The organism is Mucilaginibacter lutimaris (genome assembly GCF_042676625.1).
In the GTDB taxonomy this organism is placed as follows: domain Bacteria; phylum Bacteroidota; class Bacteroidia; order Sphingobacteriales; family Sphingobacteriaceae; genus Mucilaginibacter; species Mucilaginibacter lutimaris.
In genome coordinates this window covers 232,028-256,982 of the sequence record NZ_JBHTIA010000009.1, presented here as the reverse complement: position 1 = coordinate 256,982, position 24,955 = coordinate 232,028, and the positions used below count along the sequence as shown (strand labels likewise).

The 24,955-nt window shown below is 44.5% G+C and carries 15 protein-coding genes; 8 read left to right on the top strand and 7 right to left on the bottom strand.

What is annotated here, in order from left to right:
- Positions 1–77 precede the first annotated feature (77 nt).
- The 3 genes from ACFQZI_RS13790 (at position 78) to ACFQZI_RS13780 (ending at position 2,099) form a co-directional block, all read left to right on the top strand.
- Positions 78–551 carry a ribonuclease H-like YkuK family protein gene (locus tag ACFQZI_RS13790; protein WP_377143370.1) on the top strand — a complete coding sequence of 158 codons (474 nt, stop codon included), beginning with the start codon at positions 78–80 and terminating at the stop codon, positions 549–551.
- Positions 552–694: 143 nt separating this feature from the next.
- Entirely contained in the window at positions 695–1,537 is an 843-nt protein-coding gene (locus ACFQZI_RS13785) for a sulfurtransferase (protein ID WP_377143368.1), read from the top strand.
- Positions 1,538–1,631: 94 nt separating this feature from the next.
- On the top strand, positions 1,632–2,099 hold the full coding sequence (locus ACFQZI_RS13780; protein WP_377143366.1) for an SRPBCC family protein: 468 nt from the start codon (positions 1,632–1,634) through the stop codon (positions 2,097–2,099).
- A 126-nt stretch (positions 2,100–2,225) separates the two neighbouring features.
- On the opposite strand, the gene ACFQZI_RS13775 is transcribed toward ACFQZI_RS13780, so the two are convergent.
- The 5 genes from ACFQZI_RS13775 to ACFQZI_RS13755 form a co-directional block, all read right to left on the bottom strand.
- Positions 2,226–4,247, bottom strand: a complete 2,022-nt coding sequence (locus ACFQZI_RS13775; RefSeq protein WP_377143364.1) for a tetratricopeptide repeat protein — start codon at positions 4,245–4,247, stop codon at positions 2,226–2,228.
- 11 nt (positions 4,248–4,258) lie between these two features.
- Positions 4,259–5,104: a hypothetical protein gene (locus tag ACFQZI_RS13770; RefSeq protein ID WP_377143362.1), complete on the bottom strand. Its 846-nt coding sequence runs from the start codon at positions 5,102–5,104 to the stop codon at positions 4,259–4,261.
- Positions 5,105–5,113: 9 nt separating this feature from the next.
- The gene (locus tag ACFQZI_RS13765) at positions 5,114–6,418 is read right to left on the bottom strand and encodes an acetylxylan esterase (RefSeq protein ID WP_377143360.1); all 1,305 of its coding nucleotides are present in this window, start codon (positions 6,416–6,418) and stop codon (positions 5,114–5,116) included.
- 16 nt (positions 6,419–6,434) lie between these two features.
- On the bottom strand, positions 6,435–7,670 hold the full coding sequence (locus tag ACFQZI_RS13760) for an acyltransferase family protein (protein WP_377143358.1): 1,236 nt from the start codon (positions 7,668–7,670) through the stop codon (positions 6,435–6,437).
- Positions 7,671–7,885: 215 nt separating this feature from the next.
- Positions 7,886–8,839 carry a TIGR01212 family radical SAM protein gene (locus ACFQZI_RS13755; protein WP_377143356.1) on the bottom strand — a complete coding sequence of 318 codons (954 nt, stop codon included), beginning with the start codon at positions 8,837–8,839 and terminating at the stop codon, positions 7,886–7,888.
- 395 nt (positions 8,840–9,234) lie between these two features.
- On the opposite strand from ACFQZI_RS13755, the gene ACFQZI_RS13750 reads away from it, so the two are divergent.
- A complete protein-coding gene (locus ACFQZI_RS13750; RefSeq protein WP_377143354.1) occupies positions 9,235–10,164 on the top strand; it encodes a HamA C-terminal domain-containing protein in 930 nt (309 codons plus the stop codon).
- On the top strand, positions 10,164–12,287 hold the full coding sequence (locus ACFQZI_RS13745; protein WP_377143352.1) for a DEAD/DEAH box helicase: 2,124 nt from the start codon (positions 10,164–10,166) through the stop codon (positions 12,285–12,287). The genes ACFQZI_RS13750 and ACFQZI_RS13745 overlap by 1 nt, the downstream gene beginning before the upstream one ends.
- Before the next feature lie 432 nt (positions 12,288–12,719).
- Here the strand turns inward: ACFQZI_RS13745 and ACFQZI_RS13740 are convergent, their stop codons facing one another.
- Together ACFQZI_RS13740 and ACFQZI_RS13735 are read right to left on the bottom strand one after the other, a co-directional pair.
- Positions 12,720–14,210, bottom strand: coding sequence for a SusD/RagB family nutrient-binding outer membrane lipoprotein (locus ACFQZI_RS13740; RefSeq protein ID WP_377143350.1), 1,491 nt, complete (start codon positions 14,208–14,210; stop codon positions 12,720–12,722).
- Between the two features lie 11 nt (positions 14,211–14,221).
- Complete coding sequence (locus ACFQZI_RS13735; protein WP_377143348.1) at positions 14,222–17,419, bottom strand: SusC/RagA family TonB-linked outer membrane protein; 3,198 nt, start codon at positions 17,417–17,419, stop codon at positions 14,222–14,224.
- A gap of 834 nt (positions 17,420–18,253) precedes the next feature.
- Here ACFQZI_RS13735 and ACFQZI_RS13730 point away from each other — a divergent pair.
- The 3 genes from ACFQZI_RS13730 (at position 18,254) to ACFQZI_RS13720 (ending at position 24,946) form a co-directional block, all read left to right on the top strand.
- Entirely contained in the window at positions 18,254–22,270 is a 4,017-nt protein-coding gene (locus ACFQZI_RS13730) for a methylmalonyl-CoA mutase family protein (protein WP_377143346.1), read from the top strand.
- A 224-nt stretch (positions 22,271–22,494) separates the two neighbouring features.
- Positions 22,495–23,367 (top strand): ABC transporter ATP-binding protein, encoded by an 873-nt coding sequence (locus tag ACFQZI_RS13725; protein WP_377143344.1) that lies wholly within the window; start codon positions 22,495–22,497, stop codon positions 23,365–23,367.
- Between the two features lie 4 nt (positions 23,368–23,371).
- On the top strand, positions 23,372–24,946 hold the full coding sequence (locus ACFQZI_RS13720) for a hypothetical protein (RefSeq protein ID WP_377143342.1): 1,575 nt from the start codon (positions 23,372–23,374) through the stop codon (positions 24,944–24,946).
- Positions 24,947–24,955 lie beyond the last annotated feature (9 nt).

Below are 24,955 nucleotides of genomic sequence, written 5' to 3'. Positions count from 1 at the left end.
CGTTTATAAAATAGTTTATCGCTTATTTTTATAGACCTATAAAACAGGTCAGTTAAAATTAACCTAAAACAATTTTTATGACCTGGAGAAAATTCAGCGGTGAGGTAATCCAAACACCCATACTTGAAGAGGTTGAAGCTGCCATTGAACGGGAAACCAACCTGGGCAATAAATTAAAAGTTTGTATTGGTACAGATTCGCAGGTGAAGGGGTCGGTTACCGATTTTGCCACCGTAATTGTTTTTATACGCGAGCAGCGTGGCGCATTCATGTTCATCCACCAGGAGCGCACCTCTCAAAAAATGACCATCAAAGAGCGGATGCTGCACGAGGTGCAAAAATCTATTGACATCGCCTACCAGCTGTGCGACCTGCTTGACCTGTACGACGTGGAACTGGAAGTGCATGCCGACATCAACACAAACCCCATGTTTAAAAGCAATGCAGCTTTAAATGAAGCTATGGGCTACATCCTGAGCATGGGCTTTGTATTTAAAGCCAAACCCGAAGCATTCGCAAGCTCATCATGCGCGAATAAGATGGTGCAGTAGGTTTTTTAGAGAATAGAGATCAGTGATTAAAGATTAGTTTTCCTGCACAATTTTATTTTTGGCAGGCTTTTTTTAACTTGCCTGCACAGCTTTGGCGATTCCAACTAATCTCTGATCTCTAATTAACTAATCTCTACCACACCATGTCCCCACTAATAGAAATTACCGACCCGCGGGTATTTGACCCGGCAACTATATTGATAGATGTACGTGCGGGCGCTAACGCGCATGAACGCTACCTGGCAGGGCACTTGCCTAATGCTATCTTCGCGACGCTGGATGATGACCTTGCCGCGCACCCCGAGGACCCGGCGAAGGGTGGCCGCCACCCCTTGCCATCTTTAAAAGATTTTGCCGCTACTTTGAGTCGCTGGGGTATAAATCCTGATAGCCACGTGGTGGTTTATGATGATAAAAATGCTGCTATGGGTGGCGCAAGACTCTGGTGGATGCTGCGCTCGGTAGGCCACACCAACGTACAGGTATTAAACGGCGGGTTAAAGGCCGCTACGGATGCAGGTGTGGAACTGAGTACCGATGAATATCAAGCTACCCCTGTAGAGGCTTATCCTATTCCCGAAAAATATAACCATACCGCAGAAATTGAAGAAGTGAAAGCCGCTGCCAAAGCCGATAACCGTGTTGTGATTGACGTACGAGAAGGCGCACGATACCTTGGCCACACCGAACCTTTGGACCTTGTAGCGGGCCACATACCCGGCGCGGTCAATCTGTTCTACAGCAACAGCCTATCGCCCGAGGGAAAATATTTGACTTCTCAGGCATTGGCTACACTTTATAATGATACCATTGGCAATGTAAAACCCGAAGATGTAATTGTGCATTGCGGGTCGGGTGTTACGGCTTGCCATACCTTGCTGGGCATGGAGTATGCAGGCATTAAAGGGCCAAAGCTTTATGTGGGTTCATGGAGTGAGTGGAGCCGTAACGATCTTCCAATTGCTACAGAAGCGAATGGATTATAAAAATTGTTGGATTGTTTAATTGTTGTTCGTCCGTTTTGTAGAAATTAAGCAATAAAACAACCTAACAATACTACTTTAAGCTTGTTCAATAGTCGTGAAAACATACGCTTTAAAATTCAAACAGAATATTCCCATAAGCCTTGATGAGGCCTGGGACTTTTTTTCGTCGCCGCTAAATCTTGCCAAAATAACGCCGCCTGATATGCGCTTTGTGGTAACATCAGATTATACCGCCCAAACTAAAATGTACGCCGGCATGATTATTACCTACAAGATCTCGCCCTTGCTGGGCATCAAAATGAACTGGATGACCGAAATAACCCACGTTGTAGATGGCAAATACTTTGTTGATGAACAACGCTTTGGCCCGTACGCCCTATGGCACCACCAGCACCACTTTAAAGAGATTCCCGGCGGGGTGGAGATGACAGATATCCTGCATTATGCTATACCATACAGTGTCATTGGCACCATAGCTAATAATGTTTTTGTTGGTAAAAAGGTGAAGCAGATATTTGAGTATCGGGTAAAAGCGATTGAGGATTTGTTTGGTAAGATGTAGGTATTTAATTCCCTCCCCCGGGAGGGCAAGGGAGGGGTTATTAAGTTGGCAAGACGAAGAAACCCCTCCCTGCCACTACACATCCATTACACCCCTCCCCAAGGAGGGAATAAAAGCAACAAGTTTTTACTTACAATACTGCTTTGCAGCTGCCTCAGCGTCTTTTGAGCCTAAGGCGATAGCTTGTTTAAAATCGGTACAGGCGTTTGTTACATCTTTGACATTTACCCTTGACTGGCCGCGCAGGTAATAGATCTCAGGGTTTTTGGGTTCTATCTTTAGGGCATAATTAAAATCGAGGTCGCTGCGTTGTTTATCGCCGCTTAGGGCGCGTGCAAGGCCTCTCCAGGCATAGGCAACGGTATTATCCAGATTAATGAATGTAACGCTATTAAAATCATCAACAGCGCCCTGGTAGTTCTTCATAGCCAAACGGATCTGACCACGAATGAAATAAGCATCTTCCTGTCCGTCGTTTATTTTAATGCCTTTTGCGATATCTGCCAGCGCACCGGTATAATCCTTTTGATCAAACCTGGCACTGCCACGGTTAAAGTATGCTAATGATGACGCGGTGTCGAGCTTTAAGGCTGTGCCGTAATCCGCCAATGCTCCCTGAATATCGCCTGTATGTTGTTTAGCTACCCCACGCCCAACAAAAAAGTTAGCGTTTTTGCCATCTGCGGCAACCAGCGTGTTAAATATCGGCAAAGCCTCGGCATAAAACTTAGCCCTAATGATAGATTTTACAAACCTGTCGCGCAGGTTATCGTCATCTTTATTAATGGCAGCAATACGTTTATAGTCTGCCAAAGCACCTGCACGATTATTAACCTTCAGGCGGGTTTCGGCACGTTTTAAGAGCGTTTCCGAATCGCCGGGACTGTAGCTAAGTGCCTTATCGTACCAGGCCAAAGCGCTATCGTACTTGTGTTTACCTGCATCTATATTACCTAACAACACGTAAGAGTAATCATTAGCCGGGTTCATTTTAATACCCGTATTCAGATCAGCCAATGCAGCCACGGTATCCCTCAATTCAAGATTAGCGCGTGCACGGCTTACGTAGGCATAAGCGTTTTTGCTATCTAATTTAATGGCTTCATCGGCATCATCTTTAGCTTCATCGTAGTTTTTCAAGCTCAGTTTAATATCAGCACGATTTTGGTAAGCATCCGAGCTTGGTTTCAACTCTATCGATTTATCGAAATCGGCCAAAGCGCCCTCGTTATCGTTCAGGTTGTACTTTACTAAACCATCGTAAAGGTACAGGTCGGCGTTGTTTGGGTCTTGCTTAATGGCCTGCGCAAAATATTCCAAGGCTGATTTTTTATCACCCACGTTACCTAAAGCATTCGCCAGGTACTTGTACACATTAGGCATTTTAGGGTTAAGCCTGATGGTGGTCTTATAATCTGCAATAGCGGCATTATAATTTTTTAAGTTACCGTAGGCGTTACCGCGATAAAATATCGCTTCCGCATTTTTTGGGTTAAGGGCAAGGGCAGCTGTATAGTCGCCTATTGCACCTTTATAATCGCCCATGTTACCTTTAGCGTTACCACGATAAAATATCAGGTCGGAATTTTTAGGGTCGAGAGATACCGCTTTGTCGTAATCTGCAATAGCGCCTTCGTTATCTTTTAAATTGCTTTTGGCAACACCACGATACTCATAAAGCGAGGCATCTTTAGGATCTAAAGCGATGGCTTTGGTAAAATCCTCTACCGCGCCGGCATGATCGCCCAGGCTGGCTTTGGCATTTGCCCGGTAGTGGTACATATCTGCACGTGGGGCCAATTCAATAGCACGGGTAAAATCGTTTATCGCGTCAGCAAACTTGCCGGTTTCGTTATTGATGTTACCCCGGTAAAAATAAGCGAAAGTGCTTTTAGGGTCGTACTGAATAGCCTTGCTGTAGTCTGCAAAGGCCTTATCGCGCTCCTTTAGGTTATTGTATGCGTTACCCCGATAAAAGTAAGCACGGGCATTATTTGGTTCTAACTGTATAGCCTTGGTAAAATCATCTATAGCCCCTTTATAGTTTTTAATATTAGCTTCGGTATTACCCACCCCTATATAAGTTTCGGCACTTTGCGCGAAGCAGCAAAAGGGTAACAGCAGAAATATAATGAGTAATTTGGCCATGTTGTTATGCATTATCTGAAAGGCTTAAATAAAAGGGATACGTTTGCCGTAGCGCCATCGCCGGTGTTGCGGCCATTGATGAAGTGCCCTGCCGAAACAAACGTTGAGAACCGCCTGCTGAAGGTGTACCCGTAAGTTAACGATGCCTGATTAAACGCGAAGTTCTTATTGATGGCCTGTATGGGCGAAAACTTTTTAAAGCTACTGGTAGAGTAAAAACCGCTAAGCGATACCGATACCTGGTGTCGGAATTTCCTGTCTAACGTTAAACCGAATGTGCCGTTGTATCTATCCTGAAAGGGGCCATCGGGACCAAAGTACTGGCGAAAGCCATTCTCGGCCGTGAAATAATAATTTTTACCCAGTACCTTACCGCTACCTGCAAAGGCAAACTTAAGCTCGGCACCTTGCTGCTTGTATCCTAAAGCCAGGTCGTTATACAGCGGGGTAATAAATGTGCCCTGCACGGTAAAGTAATATATATAATTAATGTTGGCGAGGTAATAGCGTATACCCACCTCCAGATCGGTTAGGCCACTGCTAACAGTTTTGGCGTTGTTATCCTCGTAAGTATTCTTTACATAAGGCAGCAAGGCAACCAGCGTAAACCTTCGGCTTAAACCATACTCGGCATATAACGATACTCCCAGCGACTCAAACTGCCCGCCATCGGCAAATAAGCTTTTACGGCGTAACGAATCCCAACCCCTGTCGGCATAAAAATAGCTGAACGATGGCGACAGCAACAACCTTTTAGGCCTCACCGGGAAACCACCCGCATGGCTGGTATTAGGTGCCAGCAGCACGCAGCCTATGGCTATTAGTATATATTTAAGATAGGTATTAGATATTTTCATAGTTAGCTGTTAAAATAATGCGAATGCATCACGCATCCACCTCCCTTCTAAATCTTTGTACGACTGCGAGATCTCGTGCCCAAGGTCCTTAAATACCATTAAGCGCTTTTTGCCCGGTATAATGTTGTATGTGGCGTATTCATTTGCCGGTGGGGCGTATGGGTCTAATAGACCAATGCCCATTATCATATTAGTTTTAAGGCCTGCTGCGAAGTTCTTTCCGTCGTAATAGTTAAGGTTGCTTAATACCTTGCTAAAGGTTAGGCCCGGCTGCGTTTTAATGTACTTTTTTATGTCGTTTATTGGCCAGGTGACCTCGCCATCCAAATTATTTACATCGCACAGGATGGGGTTTTGCGCCGAGCACAGGTTTACCCTTTTATCTAAACTGGCAGTTGCCAGCGCCAGGTAGCCGCCCATACTACCACCCGATACCAAGATATTATCGTGCTTTAAATAGGGTTGCGAATACACAAAATCTACCGCGCGGATGCAATCCATAATAACGCCGCGCATCACGTAGTTGTCGCGGTCTTCTATGCGGTAAAAAATAAACTCATCACGGCGGGTATCAATCGGCCCCCTGCTATTGCCCTGCCCCCTTACGTTTAGGGTGATGATGGCCAGATCTTCATCTAAACCGGTAATGGGCAGCAAATTAACCTGGTAGCCGGGTAAACCCAGCAATACGGAAAACTTGCGGTCTTTGTTCTTGTTTATAGGTACCGTCATCCAGCCTTTGATGAGGTAGTTATCCAGCGAGCGCATCTCTATGGCGAAAACCTTACGGTTATCGGTATTCATTTTAGGCATCGGGGTAACCTTAAACTGAGGTGGCACTTTGGCTAACTCATCCTTGGCTTTTTGCCAGAAGGCGTCAAAATCGGCAGGTTTGGCGTATTGCGAGCGGATAGCCTCGGGCTGTATACCAAATACACGGCGGGTGGTATCGTCATAATCTGATATGTTGACCATAAAGGCCACCTTATAAAATCCCGATTTAAGGGCAGGCAGATCAAAGCTGTATTTCTCTGACGCTTTTTTGCCGATGTTGGCCTTTTGCTTGCCCTCGCCTATCTTTTTACCGTGCTGGGTTATCTCGTACGATACGGTACCGGTTTGTACAGCATCGGTAGGGTTTTTAACCTCGAAGGTATAATTTGCACTGCTGCTGAAAATAGCATTCTTATTACCCGGGGTAAGCACGGTAGATATGCCCTCATCATCATCCTGCGCGGCGGCGGTTGTGTACTGCAGGCATAGCATGGCAACGGCACAACTCAGTATTAAATATATCTTATTTGCTCTCTTCATTGTTAATCATTAATGGCTAAGCCTTAATAGCTTCAGCATTATTCTCGGGGTTGCGGGGCTTGTTCTTGATCAAAAAATCTGATTTACGAATATAATGATTCAGCGGCTCCTCTATGGTTTTAAACAGCAGGATGCTTATGGCATTCAGCAATATAAAAGCGAATAGCACGTTCAGCGCATCGTACTGAAAAGGCGATACCCAGTCCTTCCCCCATTTATCATACAGTTCAAAAATATCGTCGTTCCATTTGTTAAAGTAGTTGTGCATAAAATCGTACATGTAACCAAGGTGTATCAGGTAAAATATATACGAGCTTTTTCCAAGCAGCTCAACAAACGGGTTGGATAATATTTTTTTGAGTACTGTGGTTTCCGTAAGCAATCCGTAGAAAAACAGCGCTATAGAGCCTGCCAGCAGGTAGTTATTGGTGATGATGCCAAACGGATTATGCAGACCTGCCACCTCGCCTTTGGGGATAGGCAGCACGCTCATGATACCTACGCATACAAATATCAATGCGAAGCCCAGGTAGGTATATTTGCTTTTGCTCTGTCCGTCCAGATTTTGCTTACGAACGATAAGCGCCAGCTGGATCCCCGCGAAGAACTCGAAGCACCGGCCCAAAAACGTATAAAGCATCATAAAGGTAAAGTTGCCGAAGAAACCATACCAATCTACATGACTAAATATGAGTACCAGCGTAGCTCCCGCGAGGGTAACTATCACCGGCTGGATGTAAAACTTGCGGTACTTTTGCGCGAAGTAGAATATGAACGGCGCCGAAAAGTAAAAGCACTCCTCTACCGTTAAGCTCCAGCCTTGCGCAATACCCGTAAATTTTAACTGATCAAAAAAGCCCCTTACAAAGGTGATGTGCATAAAGAATAACCCTATGGGGTTTGCAAAGCCGTTGGTTATCTTTTGGTCGTGAGTAAAGTAGTAGGATACAAATGCCCCCAGGGTGAGCAAAAAGTACATGGGGTAAATGCGCGCTACCCTGTTTTTAAGGTATTGCTTAAACCAATCGCCGGTAAGCTTAAAGCTATCGAAGTACCTGAAAGCAATTAAAAACCCCGAAAGCACAAAGAAGATAGTTACCCCTATATGGAACTCGTTAAGAAAACGTTGCACAGCACGGGGAAAATTTTCATCAAACGCGTAGGCGTAATGCGAAATAAACACCAGGTACGCCGCCATTGCACGCACCCCGGTAAGCGCCGGAATATAGTTTTGTAAAGGTTTTTGCGCCAAAACAGTAATATAAGTATGTGTTTTACGTATAAATGTTCGCTTAGGTTATGCAAACCAAATACCAATACGCCTTAACCCCGAATTTTCAGGATTAAGGATTACCCGATTATTGTTTAAAAAGGCCTAAAACTTTGGGGAATAGCCTCTCCCCGGCCCTCTCCAAAAGGAGAGGGAGTAGAGCACTTGCTTGTCAAGTCCTCTCCTTTGGAGAGGATTTAGGTGAGGCTACTTCCCTGCACCACACCTCTGCTTAGTATCCGTTGGTCTATATAGTATTGTATTTCGCTTTTTTTCAATCCCCAGTTGGGGGCTATGAGGAGTTCGCGGTCGCTGAGGCCGAAGAGGCGCTGGATAACAATATCCGGCCGTACCCTGGGCAGCAGTTCGCACAGAAAATCGGCGTACTCATCAATGCCGAATAGTTTGAAAGGCTCGCGCTTGTACTTAACCCCCATCACACTGCCCTCCACAATGTGCAGGTGGTGAAACTTTACGAACTTTATCTGCGGGTGGCGGTTTATCTCATCGGCGTATTTAAGCATCATATCGTGCGTTTCCCAGGGGAAACCAAATATCGTGTGCACGCAAACATCCAGCCTGGTATTCTCGGTAAGCGCAAGGGCTTTCAGCAACTCATCGTGACTACAACCCCTGTTGATCTGGTTCAGCGTATCGTCATAAATGCTCTCCATGCCCATTTCCAGGTCAACGTCAAAGCGGTCGGTATAGCTTTCCAGCAGGGCAATCTTCTCGGCGTCTATACAGTCGGGGCGGGTACCTACGCTCAGGCCTACAATATCTTCGGTGCCGTAGCTTAGGGCCTCGTCGTACAGCATTTTAAGGTAATGGGCGGGGGCGTAGGTATTGGTATTGGGCTGAAAGTAAATGATAAACTTATCGGCCTTGTTACCCCTGCGGGCACGCTCCATCCCCTCTATCACCTGCTGCTTAACCGTAGGCGCGTTGCGGCTAACGCTTGGCGTAAACGAATCCACGTTACAATACGTGCACCCGCCGAAGCCTTTAGAGCCATCGCGGTTGGGGCAGGTAAAGCCACCATCAACAATCACCTTAAACACGCGGTGCCCCGGGTATTTATCCTTAAGCCACGGGCCATAATTGTTATAGCCCTTCTCCCACTGTACCCCTGCCTGGTTAGTTAACATCATGATAACCGCAAAGATAGGGATTTTTGTTTTGTGTGATTTGGCCGATTGTTGATGATCACACCGATGGGAGATTATAATCCAAACCATGTCAAATACACTAATATATGCAAGGAAATGTTCACGTTCACGTTTGCACAACCAGGGTGAATTTCGTGAACATGCTAATTATCAGCATAGTGAATGTTGAAATGGTGACAGCATAGTGACACCATGAACATCAAAAAAATTTGTATGAGGTTTTTGAGGATTGATGGTGGGACTAATGTGAGAAGCCGCAAGCGGGGCGCTTGTAATAGCGGGTTATTAGCTATTAGTTAATTGAAAAACAGGTAGTTTTACGTATAGGAATAGTGAAAATAAAACGCAATATTTACTTTCAAACTTACCTAATCCTAATGTCCTTGTCTTTAAATTTCAAAATATTAATAGATGACAGTTTTATTAATATCGCAACCGATAAGTCTTTAAATCCAATCGATAAAAAAAATGTTTTAAGCGTCATTAATGACTTTGAAGACAAAAAGTGGAGATATAAAAATTTCCAAAATTTCATTTGGGATAATGTTGCCGAGACATCGCTTTCTTATAATGAAAGGGAAAGTTTAATTGATTCCAGCCACTCGTTATTAACAGCAGCAGCGCAGAATCTAAGATTAACCGATAAAATTGGCGATATAAGTAAAGGAAGCGAACTGGCGGAAATTGCATTATATGGTATTATGAAACACCACTATAACGCATTGCCGGTTGTCCCCAAAATTTTCTATAAGCAAAACGTCCAAGATAATGCGAAAGGTGCTGATAGTGTTCACATAGTCATTGAGAGCGATTATACGTTTTCAATCTGGTTAGGTGAAGCAAAATTTTATAATAGCATTGACGATGCCAGATTTGATGTAATAGTAGAATCTATTGAGAATGCACTTGTTACAGACAAACTAAAAAAAGAAAATAGTATAATCACAAACGTCTCTGACATCGACGGGCTGATTACGGATGTTGAATTACGAAAAAAAATTAAACTTGCTTTAAATGGTCGAAAGTCCATAGATGATTTAAAACCAATTCTTCATATACCAATTTTGTTGTTACATGAATGTGCAATAACGAATAAGTGTATTAGTTTATCTGATGATTATAAAGCCGAAATAACCGACCTTCACAAGGTCAAAGCAGAAACTTATTTCAAAAAACAACTTACAAAGCTATCGGCTGTAAATAAATACGCCTCTATAACATTTCACTTGATTTTATTTCCGGTTCCTTCTAAAGAGGCTATTGTAAATAGCTTCTTATCAACTGCTAACTTTTATAAAAATAGTTAATGGATATCTTTGAAACATGCCAAAAGATAAACGATTTTCTTAATGAAAATCAAGAGTCTATCGCAAGGGATGAGTTGATTAAGCTATTAGATTATCATTCTCAACATGAAATCGATTATTCACCACTTGTTAACCATTTGATAAGACTAACTGGTTTATATCCTTATTTGCAAACAGAAACTGCCAACTGGGATGACAAGTTCACCTATGAAATATTTAAAGTTGACATCGGACGTAAAAAAGCAACCCTACACCGTGAGCAATCTTCGTTGCTAAAAAAACTAATAGATGGGAACAATATAGCAGTAAGTGCTCCTACCAGTTTTGGAAAAAGCTTTGTTATAGACGCGTTTATTTCAATTAAAAAACCAAAAAATGTAGTGATAATTGTCCCTACAATTGCACTAACTGACGAGACGAGAAGGCGTCTTTTCAAAAAGTTTTCGAACGATTACAAAATAATAACAACGGCAGAAGTAGAATTAGCGAAAAAAAACATTTTTATATTTCCGCAAGAAAGAGCGATGAGTTATATTAACAAAATTGATTCTATTGATATACTGATTGTTGATGAGTTTTACAAAGCAAGTTCTATATATGACAAAGAAAGATCGCCTTCCTTACTTAAAGCAATTATTAAGTTAGGATACAAGGCCAAACAAAAATATTTTCTTGCACCGAACATTACTTCAATTATTGAAAATGTCTTTACTCAAGATATGTTCTTCGAGTTTAAGTTAAGTTTCAATACCGTATTTTTAGAAAAACATAACCTCTATAAAGACATTGGAAAAGATACTTTGCTTAAAGAACACGCCTTATTAAAAATTTTACATGACACAAAAACAAAATCGCTAATCTACGCAGCATCCTATGCTCAAATTGATAAGGTTTCTGAAATCTTGATAGAAAATTTACCTATTTCTGATAAGCCACTTTTATTGAATTTTTCAAATTGGCTCATTTTGAATTACGACCCAAATTGGAAATTAACAAATTTAATAATGCGGGGTGTTGGAATACATAATGGACAGCTACATAGATCTTTAAGTCAAATACAAGTGAGATTATTTGAAGAAAAAAATGGCTTAGAAAATATTATTTCAACATCATCTATTATAGAAGGCGTTAATACTTCCGCAGAAAATGTTATTATTTGGAGAAACAGAAGGAGCGGTGGTAACAGTGTACTTGATAGTTTTACCTACAAAAACATAATCGGCAGAGGAGGCAGAATGTTTAAATATTTTGTTGGAAAGATCTTTTTATTGGAGCCGCCTCCCGAAGAAGATACAACTCAATTAGATATTCCGTTTCCAGATTCAATTTTAGGTGACATCGATGAAAATTTATATAAGGGAAGTCTAAACAACGAACAAATAAACAAGATTATAACTTACAAAGATGAGATGTATGAAATCCTTGGAAAGGAATGTTATGATGCTTTGCTAAAAGAAAATGTTTTTAAATCTAATAACTCTGAGTTTATAAAAACTATCGCTAAAGATATGAAATTAAACCCTGAAGATTGGAATGGCTTATCATTTTTAAATTCTACAGATTCAAACTCTTGGGATAGATTACTTTATAAAATAATTTATCTGCAACCTGGAGAATGGGGAGACGGTGCATATGGAATTCAAAATAAAAAGTTTATAGCTTTTATTAAAGTGTTAGTGAATAACTGGACTAAAACAATTCCCCAACTGTTAAATGAATTAGACGCCGACGATATTGATATTCAACAATTCTTCAAATTAGAAAGAATAGCAAGTTTTAACCTATCGGCATTGGTAAGCGACATTAATGTATTGCAAAAAGAAATTATCAATAACGGTGTGGATGTTTCACCATTTATTTCAAAAGTATCTCATGCGTTTTTACCGTCAGTAGTGTATCAGTTAGAGGAGTATGGTTTACCTCGAATGATTGCTCGCAAAATCCACTCAAATCACATAATTGACTTTATGGACGAAAGCCTTACCATTCATATTGCGATTCATAAGTTTCAAGAAATCGGTAAGATTAAATTATTACAATATAAATGTTTTGATGAATTCGATAAATATATTCTTGACTACTTTTATGATGGAATTACTCTGTCTAATGAGGAAATCAACTAAGACACCCCTAAACCCGATAGCAGCGTATACCGTGTATAGCGGATAGCGGGGCTGGCGTAACCGATGGGGTGCTGACGTTCGTTTACTTATCCCTTTTATAACACACCCCTAACCCCTCTCGAGAGGGGAACTTTAAACTAATACTTATCTTTTTTATAACATACCCAACCCTCTCAAGAGGGGAATTTCAAACTGATACTTATCTTTTTTATAACACACCCCTAACCCCTCTCAAGAGGGGAACTTTAAACTAATACTTATCTTTTTTATAACACACCCCTAACCCTCTCTCGAGAGGGGAACTTTAAATTGATACTTAGCTTTTTTATAACACACCCCTAACCCCTCTCGAGAGGGGAACTTGGCTAAAATAAAAAACGAGGGTAAGCTTGGGGCTTCCCTCGTTTTTTTGTTGTGGTTATGAGTTTTTGGCTATTTATCCCACCATACGTGGGTTGATAGTAAGTCGGGGCCTTGCCTTGCAATGGCTTCCTGGTAATGCGCCTTGTTAAGGTCGTTTTCTGATTGCGGGTACTGCTGCCTGCGTGGTATGTGCTTATCGGCATTAAGGGCGGTTGGCACAGGGTCTACCAGCGTAGGGAAGCCTGTGCGGCGGTATTCGGCCCATGACTCCCAGCCGTTACCCATATAGTTGGCAATCCATTTTTGGGTGATGATCTGCTGAACTGCTGTTGCGGGGTTAAACACCACATCGGGCCGGGCAAGGTACGCGGTTGCACCTGCTCCCTCAATCCCATTTTGCTGTAACGACGCGGTTACGCCCTGTGTGTACAGGGTTGCCGCGGCGGCATCGCCTCCGGGTATCCAGCCACGGTGCGCGGCTTCGGCCTGTGCAAATAGTATCTGGGCGTAGCTCGTCCAGGTGGTTGGCGCATCCTGAGCAGAATAAGCCTCGCCAATTTGCGATACGTTGCCTTTTTTGCTACGTGTACCTATGTTATACGCGTCTAAAGCTTCACCGGCAAGCCCGTAAGGTAACCCTACGAATGTACCGGCCGATGTTGGCGCTACGTAAACGGGTAAACGTGGGTCGTTGTTACCTTGCAGCCTGTTAACTACCTGGTCGCTCACGGCGTAATCGTACCGGTTGCGGTAGTTGCCAAAGAATGGGTTCTCGTTGTTTTGCTCCTGCAAATAACGGAAGGTAGCGTTATCGTCGTTAGAGGTCATGACACCCGCGGCTATAGCTTTCTGAAACTCGGCCTGGCCTGTGGTGGCGTCTACCTTGCTTAAGCGCAGCGCCATTACCGCGCGTAACGAGTTTGCCCAGTGTTTCCACTTGGTGTTGTCGCCGCCAAAAAGGATATCGCCTGTAAGTTGCCCGCCGTCATCAAACTGTGCCTGTGCTTCGGTCAGTTCTTTAAACAGGTCGGTATAAATATCCTTTTGGGCATCAAACTTTGGCGTAAGGTTGTCGCGGCCTTTTAGGGCTTCGGAGTAAGGGACATCGCCCCACCTATCGGTAATGGTAAGATAAATAAACGCCCTTAAGATGCGTGCAGCCGCTATCTGGTTGGCATTAGAGCCGAATGACAGCGTAAGCTTGGTACCTTTGGTTGCAGGGTCGGTATTGGTGGTAATAACCTGTTGCAGATCTGTTAACGGGCCGGTGTAGTAGCCCTGGTAATCGTACTGTGCCAGTGCAAACCGGCTCTCGTTGTTGTAAAACGTTTCGGCCAGGTACTGCGAGTAAAGCTCGCCTGCGGCACTGTTTATATTGGTAGTTGCGTTACCGCCGCCTGTACCGCCAAGGTATTGCAAAGCGCTGGTAAAACCGTAGCCCGGCGATAGCTTAATGGGCTGATTGGGGTTTACGTTGATATCGTCGGATATTTTTTTACATGATGTAATGGCTACACCTGCAATAAAAATGATCAGAAATTTATTAAAATACTTTTTCATAAGTGCTTTTCTTAGAATGTTAAGTTAAGGTTAAAGCCAAGCGTGCGGGTTGCAGGCAATTGCCCGCCCTCGTAAAACGAGGTTTGCAGCTGCGATGGGTCTATACCCTTTACTCTGGCCTTGGTGTATATTAACCATGGGTTTTGGCTTACAATAGAGAATCTTGCTGTTTGCAGCGGCGTTTTGCCAAACCATTTCTTTGGTAAATTATAACCAATGCTTACCTCTCTTAATTTAATATATGTAGCATCGTAGGTGTATTGCTCCCAAATGGCGCTGTAGTAACCTTCGTTTAGGGTGCGGGTATCAACAAACGTAGTGTTTGGGGTACCATCTTCATGCACGCCTTTTACCAGTGTACCACCGCCTGTTGCAGGGTCGTCGCGCCTTGGTTTGCCGTTCTCGTTAAGGCCTACGGTAGATTCGCCCAAACCCGAGCCTGCAAGGTTTTGTTGTGTTACCGATACAAATTTACCCCCGTACTGGAAATCGAACGACAGGCCAAGCGTTACACCTTTGTAGGTGATGTTATTGGTGAAACCACCTGTAAACTTAGGCAGGATGTTACCCAGGTGCACATTGTCGTTACGCTCGGGGAAACCATCGGCATCAACAACAATATTACCGTTAGCATCGCGCACAAAGCCCGAACCAATAAGCTCGCCGTATGGTTTGCCCACCTCACTGTTAACCGAGAACGACGGCGAACCCACAAAGCCGAAGCCTGATGCACCCGCACCCTGGTAGCCGCCTATGCCGGCACCACCACCACCTTCCGGCGATGAGCGTAACACGTTAAAGTTAGGGTATAACGATACCACTTTATTGCGGTTGAACGCTATGTTAAAGATAGCATCATACACAAAGCTGCTGGTTTTAACCGGTGTACCGCCTAACGAGATCTCGATACCGTGGTTAACAATAGAACCCGCGTTGATAACGATGGTTGAGTAACCTGTGGTACCGTTAACAGGCAAGCCCAGGATCTGGTTTTTGGTGTTACGGTTGTAATAGTTAACATCTAAGCGGATGCGGTCGCCCTTCAGGAAGTGCAACTCGGTCCCCAACTCGTAAGATGTAGACAGCGTTGGCTCGATGTTAGGGTTTGGTAAGCTGTTTGGCACAAACTGTACCGGGCTGCTGCCATAAGGCACCTGGCTTAGGTTATAAGTTTGCCCGGTTAAGTATGGCGACAGGTCTGACCCTACCTTTGCTACCGATGCCCTTAACTTACCAAACGTAAGGAAATCGTTTTTAGGGATAAAGCCTGCCTCGGTAAATACAAACGAAGCTGATGCTCCACCGTATAAGTACGAGTCTTTATTACGTGGCAAGGCCGACGATTGATCGTTACGGATGTTTAGATCTAAATACAAGAATTGTTTATACCCTAACGATGCGTAACCGTATAAACTGTTCACCACTTTTTGGGTATGCTCGGTATTGGTGGTAGGCCTGTCTAACGAGTTACCAACGGTATACAGGTCTGGTATGGCTAAACCACCAACAGTGCTGCTGGTTAAGTATTTGGTTACATCCTGCCTCGACTCGCCAAAGGCACCCGCGCGCAGGCTAAGATCTTTACCAAACATGTGGTCGTACTCTAACGATGCTACATAGTCGTACTCTTTGTACTGGTAGCTGTTCTCCGCATAAGCATCAGGGTTAATGGTATTAGAGCCCACCCTGCTGTTAGCATCACGGTTCAAATAATCGCCACGGGCAATAACCGATAGTTTAAGGTCCTTACGGATGTTGTAGGCAGCCGTTAAATTACCATACACCCGGTTGTTGTTGGCCTCTGAGGTGTTAACATAAGCCTCGGTGTAAGGGTTATCCCAGTATTTAGGCGTCAGATCGCCGGGGGCTGTAATATTCCATGTGGTGTAAGTACCATCTGCACGGCGGTAGTTCTTTAATTGATCTATCTCCAGGTCGCGGTGGAACCACTGGTTAAACGAGCCCGATGTTTGGGTACCGTAACCTTCGGCAGGTACATTCTTCAGGTTTTCCTGAAAGATGTTAATGTTGGCGCTAACGGTAAACTTAGGGGTAATTTTCATATCACCGTTAAAGCTTACATTGTTACGCCTTTGTTTAGTGTTAGGGCTAACGCCTGTGCGGTTTAAGTTAGTGTATGATACACGGGCGTTGTAATCATCGCCTGCTTTAGAGAACGATACGTTGTTATTGGTAGTAACGCCTGTTTTGTAAAAATCCCTCACGTTGTTTGGCTGCGCCACAAAAGGCTTAAGCTTACCAAAGCCGGGGTTGGTTGGGTCCCAAAAATACCATGGAGCGTATAAGGTGCCATCCATTTTAGGGCCCCAGCTTTCGTCTACCGCGTAATTGTAGTACTTGGTACCGTTAAACTGCTGCAGGTAGTCGGGATCGGTAGCGGGGTTATAGGTATAGGTCAGGAAATCCTGGCTGGCACCACCGCCATACTCGTTTTGGTATTTAGGCAGGGTGTACACACGCTCTAAAGTAGTGGTTTGGTTTACAGATATGCCTAAACCTTTATTAGAACCTCTTTTAAGCGTAATAACCACCGCGCCTTCTGATGCACGCTGGCCATATAATGCTGTAGCCGCAGGGCCTTTAAGCACAGTCAGGGTTTCCACATCATCGTTATTAATGGCGTTAGGGTCTGTTACTACACCGTTAACCACGTAAATTGGGTTACCGCCCTGTAACGAGTTGATACCCCTTATACGTATGGTTGATGCGCCAAACTTCGCGCCCGAGCCACCCAGTATCTGCACACCGGCAACTTTACCGGCTAAGGCGGTGTTGAAATCGGCCTGGCGGGTAAGTGTCAGGTTTTCGCCTTTAATTTGCTGTGCAGCATACCCCAGCGATTTTTGCTGGCGCGATATTCCCAATGCCGTAACTACAACCTCGCCTAATTGCTGGCTGCTTTCGGCAAGCTGTACGTTAATGGTAGTTTGGCCGCCAATGGCAACCTCTTGTGTGGTGAAACCCACAAAGGTAAATACAAGGGTTTTACCACCGGCAGGTACGTTAATGCTAAACCTTCCGTTCGCATCGGTAATTGTACCCGCCTGGGCCTCTTTAACCCTTACGCTAACACCGGGCAACGGCCCCTTGTCAGACTTTGCTGTAACCGTACCCGTAACCGTTTGGGCCTGGGCAGATACAACAGCAACATTAAACAGTAAAATGATTAGTAAAAATAATCTATTCATATTGGTCACTCCTATTCATAAAAATTAATTTGAATTTGGCATTGTTTAAAAAATACGCCCCCCACGCTCGGGGGAGGCGTATTAACTAATTAACTGATCTTATAAAGAACAACAAGCGTGGTTATATTTTTACCGGCACAAAAAAAGCCGGGGCATGTAAAACCAAAAAGGACAAAGGCATCCTGTAAAAACAAAAAGTTTAAATAGTAGGGTAATTAGGGGCATTGTTAGGCGCACAAACTGGAAGGGTACACCGTGCAGAGAATGTATAGATACATTCAACAATGCAAACTTATTAATTTTTGATTAAAAACAAGCTTAATGAATTAATTATAGGCCGACATATATAATAATTAATTCCAATAAGGAAATATTTATAATAACAATAACTGAATAAGCGATAATCTGATTATAATATATCGTTATACGACAAAAATATCACTATTCCGTACAACCATATTTCAGTTAATATCTTGACAACACCGTTGCGGTAACCATTTTATTACAAAAACACCGCTAAAATGGGCAAATATAAGTCGCACATAGCCCTTAAAAATCCAAAAGCGACATTAAAATTCCATTAGAATTAGAAATTGATGAGAAGCGATAAATGGATATTGCTCCTTAATATCCGTAGTTAAGTTGTGCTTGTTTTATTTGTCTGCTCTGTAAACGGACGGACAACATCTTTAACCATAAACCTGAGAGTAACACTTATTTGCCTAAACACATAAAGCCTGGCACATCAAACACTAACCAATTTATTATGCACGCATAGCTTTGGCTTGTTTAAAAATTGGTTAATTTTACGGCTGTAACCAATTACACTACCGCATGGAAAGCATTGCTCCTTATAAATCTCAGTACAAAATCCGCTTTGTTACAGCTGCTTCGCTCTTCGATGGGCACGACGCTACCATTAACATTATGCGCCGCATTTTGCAAAGCACCGGTGCCGAGGTTATACACCTGGGCCACAACCGCAGTGTAGATGAGATTGTGAACTGCGCCATACAGGAGGACGTGCAGGGTATTGCCCTCACAAGCTACCAGGGCGGCCACGTGGAGTACTTTAAATATATGTACGACCTGCTTGCCGAGCGTGGAGCTGGGCACATCAAGATATTTGGTGGCGGTGGCGGGGTGTTCCTGCCTGCCGAAATTGCCGAACTGCAAGCCTACGGCATCACCAAGATCTACTCGCCCGATGACGGCCGCACCATGGGCCTGCAAGGGATGATAAACCATATGATGGAGGAGTGTGATTACCTCACCCCGTCCCTCTCCAAAGGAAGCCTCACCCCAAACCCCTCTCCGAGGGAGAGGGGCTTAAAGAGCACTATGGATAAGGGGTATATTGCAAGGTTAATTACTGCGGCGGAGTTAGGAAGCCTCTCCCCAGTAGAGGAGGCTAAAAGGGAAGTCTCCCCTTTCGGGGGAAATTTAGAGGGGGCTCCTACCCCTGTCCTCGGCATCACCGGTACGGGTGGGTCTGGGAAATCGAGTTTGGTAGATGAGATAGTGCGCCGTTATTTGATGGAGACGGATAAAACGCTGGCAATTATCTCGGTTGACCCCAGCAAGCGTAAAACAGGCGGCGCCCTACTTGGCGACCGCATTCGCATGAACGCTATTAACAGCCCAAGGGTGTACATGCGCTCGCTGGCTACAAGGCAGGCCAACCTTGCCCTTAGTAAGCATGTGCAGGAAGCTATTGATATTTGTAAGATGGCGGGTTACGATATGGTTATTGTGGAGACGAGCGGCATTGGCCAATCTGACACCATGATAACCGATTACTGCGACCTATCCCTCTATGTAATGACACCCGAGTTTGGCGCGGCTACCCAGCTGGAAAAAATTGACATGCTTGATTTTGCCGACCTTGTTGCCCTCAATAAATTCGACAAGCGGGGCGCTTTAGATGCCATACGCGATGTGCGCAAGCAGTACAAGCGCAACCACATGTTGTTCGACGCTAAGGACGAGGATCTGCCCGTTTACGGCACCATGGCCTCGCAGTTTAACGACCCGGGCATGAATACGCTGTTTACCGCCCTCATGAAAACCGTTAAGGAAAAGACGGGGGTGGATTTGTTAGGGAATCAAGAAACAAGAACCAAGATAAAAGACGGCGAGTCCGAAAAGATTTACATTATTCCGCCCGACCGTATCCGTTACCTGGCAGAGATTGCCGAAAGCAGCGCCGCTTATACCGATTGGGTGAACGAGCAATGTAAGATTGCGCAGCAGATGTATAATGTGAGGGGTGTGATGGATCTGTTGGATGAACACACCCCTAACCCCTCTCAAGAGGGCAACCCGATGCTGAAGGATATTTATCAAAATCTGGAAGACCACCTGAACGCCGATTGTAAGCGATTATTAAAGGAATGGCCGGAAACGGTTGCCAAGTACAAGGCGGATAATTTTATATATAAAGTAAGAGATAAAGAGATAAAGCAGCCGCTTTATTATACTTCGTTATCCCAATTGAAGGTGCCTAAAATTGCATTGCCTAAATACGAGGCATGGGGCGATATATTACGCTGGCTGCTTACCGAGAATGTACCGGGAGAGTTCCCTTATGCCGCAGGGGTGTTCCCGCTGAAGCGCGAGGGTGAAGACCCAACCCGCATGTTTGCAGGAGAGGGCGGTCCCGAACGGACGAACAAACGTTTCCATTATGTATCGCTTGGTCAGCCGGCGCACAGGCTTTCAACCGCTTTTGATTCGGTAACCTTATACGGCGAAGATCCGCACGTGCGCCCCGACATTTACGGCAAAATTGGCAACTCGGGCGTAAGCATCGCCACATTGGATGACGCCAAGAAGCTCTACTCAGGCTTCGACCTGTGCCACGCCAGCACCTCTGTAAGCATGACCATCAATGGCCCTGCCCCCATGTTGCTTGGCTTCTTCATGAACGCTGCCATTGATCAGCAATGTGAGAAGTACATCACCGAGCATGGCTTGGAACATTTAGTGGAGGAAGCTTATAGGAAAGTGTATGATGAAAAGGGATTAGAAAGGCCGAAGTATCAAACAGCCTCTCCCCAGCCCTCTCCAAAGGAGAGGGAGCAGGAAGCATTGGCGAAAGAAAGAAGCCTCTCCCCAACGCTCTCCGAAGGAAGCCTCACCCCAGCCCTCTCCAAAGGAGAGGGGGTTAAAAGGTTTGGATTTGAAACTGCTGATTTGAAGATTTGGGATATATTAAAAGGCAATTCAAAAGATAACAGGCAAAACCCTACCGAAGCCGAGAACTTGCTTTGGCTGTTGCTTAGAAATAATAAGATAGGTTTTAAAATAAGGCGTCAACACGCTATTGATGGTTACATAGCCGATTTCGTTTGCTTGCCAAAAGGTTTGGTTATTGAGATTGATGGTGGATACCACAATTACACAACAGAGCAAGACAAAGTAAGGACACGTGTTTTAAATGATGAGGGATTTGATGTTATTCGTTTTACTAACGATGAAGTATTAAACAATACTCAAAAAGTTTTAGAAGAAATAAAAGCCAGATTAAATATCCAGACAGACAGGAAAGTCCTCTCTTTTGGAGAGGATTTAGGTGAGGCTGCTATCGGGGGAGATTTAGAGGGGGCTTCCTTTGGAGAGGATTTAGGTGAGGCTTCCTTACCTCCAGGCAACAATGGCCTTGGCCTTATGCTGCTCGGCCTAACCGGCGACCAGGTTTTGCCTGCGGATGTTTACGAACAGATCCGTGCATATGCTATTGCTACGGTGCGTGGCACCGTACAGGCCGATATTTTGAAGGAAGACCAGGCGCAAAACACCTGTATTTTCTCAACGGAGTTTGCCTTGCGGATGATGGGCGATATCCAGCAGTATTTTATCAAAGAAAAGGTAAGGAATTTTTACTCGGTATCAATCTCAGGCTACCACATTGCCGAGGCTGGTGCTAACCCTATTACGCAGTTAGCCTTTACGCTAAGCAATGGTTTTACGTACGTAGAGTATTACCTGAGTCGTGGGATGCATATAGATGATTTCGCGCCAAACCTATCCTTCTTCTTTAGTAACGGTATCGATCCTGAGTACTCCGTTATCGGCCGTGTGGCAAGGCGCATTTGGGCCAAGGCCATTAAAAATAAATACAAGGGTAACGACAGGTCGCAGAAGCTGAAATACCATATCCAAACAAGCGGCCGCTCGCTGCACGCGCAAGAGATCGACTTTAACGATATCCGCACCACGTTACAGGCGCTTTATGCCATTTACGATAACTGCAATTCGCTACACACCAATGCTTATGATGAGGCCATTACCACCCCAACCGAAGAGTCGGTACGCAGGGCAATGGCTATACAGTTGATCATTAACCGAGAGCTTGGCCTCGCCAAAAACGAGAACCCTATACAGGGCGCGTTCATCATAGAGGAATTAACCGACCTTGTAGAGCAAGCCGTACTTACCGAGTTTAAGGCCATTAACGACCGTGGCGGCGTATTGGGCGCTATGGAAACCATGTATCAGCGCAGCAAAATTCAGGAAGAATCACTTTACTACGAAACACTTAAACACACGGGCGAATACCCTATCATTGGCGTAAACACCTTTCTTAACAAGAAGGGCTCGCCAACTATTGTACCGTCGGAAATTATTCGAGCCACCGAAGACGAAAAGCAGTTCCAGATAGCCGCCCTGCACCAATTCCAGCAACGAAACGCCGACCATGCACCTGCAATGTTAAAAGAGTTACAGCAACGCGCCATAGCAGGAGAAAACATTTTCGAGGCATTGATGCAGGCCTGTAAATATTGTAGCTTAGGGCAAATAAGCCACGCGCTTTACGAAGTAGGCGGGCAGTACCGCAGGAATATGTAGGGGTTGGTGAGTGGTGAATAGTTAAATGTTGAGTGGTTGCATATTTACAGATATATTCGAGAACCAATCACTAATCAACTTAAGTAACCACTCACCACGGGTTGTCCGCTTCGTGTTTGCGTTATCTCGTATCTAAAAACGGACGGACGGCTTAACCTGCCTTATTTCCATCAACCTGTAACATTAGCGTTGCCAGGCCAGTCAAACAGCCATACAAACACCGCATGGCCTTATCTATAACCAACCTCAGCAAACAATACAGCAACCAAAAAACCGCGTTAAGCAATTTCTCTATCCAAATTAATAAGGGCATATTGGGTTTGCTCGGGCCAAATGGCGCGGGTAAATCAACCTTAATGAAATTGATTGCCACCATTAGCAAACCTACCGGCGGCAGCTTACTTTTAGATGATACCGATATTGTACAGCACCCTGATGCCATCCGCAAGGTACTGGGCTATCTACCGCAGGATTTTGGGGTGTATCCCAACCTTAACGCCTACGAGTTTTTAGAATACATAGCGGCTATGAAAGGCGTTGGCGGCCCCGGCCTGCGCAAACGTATAGATATTTTGCTGGAGGGCGTAAACCTTACGGCAGATGCCAAAAGACCCATAGGCACCTACTCGGGCGGCATGAAGCAGCGTATAGGCATTGCCCAGGCACTGCTAAACGACCCCAAAGTGTTGATCTTCGACGAACCAACCGTAGGCCTCGACCCCGAAGAGCGCATGCGTTTCAGGCAGCTTATTGCCGACCTTGCGCAGGATTGTGTGATCATCCTGTCGTCGCACATCGTGTCGGATATTGAAACCATTGCCGACGAAGTCGCCATTATGCAGGGCGGCAAACTCATTACCAAAGATTACCAGCAGGATATTATTAACCAGGCCGACGGCCGCATATTTGAAACCTTTTTAGATAACGCCGCGCTTACCCAATTTAAAAGCCGCTATAAAGTAATTGATACCGCCCGCCAACACGACCGCATTAAAACCCGTTATATTAGTACGGCAGCAGATGTAGCAGCGTCATCCGCTCTTGTTAAGGCTACTTTAGAGGATGCTTACTTGTTTTTAACCCAAAACAACGCCTAAGCATATGCCATACATCTATAATATTATTAAAGCAGATTATTTGCAGCGCACCCGTAGTTATTCATTTTTGATAACGCTTATAGTTACGGTTTACGCGGCGTATTCATTTTTACCGCCCGATACGGCCAATTATACAACCTTAAGCGCTTCGGGCTACAAGGGCGTGTACAACTCGGCATGGGTGGGCTATGTAGCCGCCACCATGACAACCGTAATGCTATCTTTTTACGGCTTTTTACTGGTTAACAGCGGCATCAAAAAAGATATTGATACCGAAGTAGGTTTAATTATAGCTACCACCCCCATCAGCAATTTTAAATACCTTTTATGCAAACAGCTGAGTAATTATCTGGTGCTGCTAACCATTGCGGGCTGCACCTTTGCCGTAAGCATCCTTCTGTTTTTTATTCGTGGTGGCGGGCATCCCTTCGTTATTTCCAACTTCGTGTTGCCCTACCTGTTCTTTGCTGTTCCAGCTTTATTTGTGGTGGCGTCACTGGCTGTAGTGGCCGAGGTATTTATGGGTAAGCGCAGCATCCTGCAATACATTATCTACTTTTTTTTATGCGGGGTAGCAATGTCTACCATTACCCAAAGCGGCAAAAACACCACCGGCGTGTTAGACCCATTTGGTTTAAGCCTGGTAACTAAAAGCATTACCGCCCAAATTAACACCCAGTTTCACGAGCATATAAAAGATGTATCCTTCGGATTTATTTTTAACGGGCACCATAAGTACAAACCCTTTATTTGGGGTGGCATTAGCTGGTCGGCGGTATTTATGTTTAGTCGTTTATTATGGATAGGGCTTGGCTTAGTGCTGGTGTATATCTCCTCGCTATTCTTTCATCGTTTTGATCTTAAACAGGCATCAGCCAAAAAGAAAAAGCTTAAACCCGCAAAGTATCCGGTTGAAACCACTATACCCACCATTACCTCCGCAGGCATAACCTGCGAAGCTATGCCTCCGCTGGTATTTAACTACAGCATATTGCCCTTCGTTAAAACCGAATTGCTGCTACTGGTTAGGCAGGGTAACAAATGGTTGTGGCTGCTAAATGTAGGGCTGTGGGTAGCCATGTTTATAGCGCCTTTACCAATAGCCTACAGCTACCTGCTACCTATACTTTTATTTTTGCAGGTAACCCGCTGGAGCGCCCTGGTTACAAAAGAAAAGACCAACCGGGTGCATTACTTTGCCTATGCATCGTACAAGCCCTTATTACGCATGCTACCCGCGCAAATCATAGCCGGGGTATTACTGGCGCTTGCCTTAGCGCTGCCGGTGATAGCGCGTAATGCCTTGATATTAAATGGCTACGCTATTATAAACATTATTAATGGCTGTGTATTGATTGTTTTATTAGCAACAACCCTTGGCATTTTAAGCGGGGGCAAAAAGCTTTTCGAGGTGTTATTTTTTATGCTGACCTATTCGGCTATTAATAAAGTTGATGTTACCGATTACCTGGGCAGCATGCCACATGGCAATATGTATTTAATAATTATAGTGCTTATAAATACAACACTCTTATTTGCAGGCTTTATGGTGAGGAACTACCAAATAAAGCATTTGTAAAGGGTGATA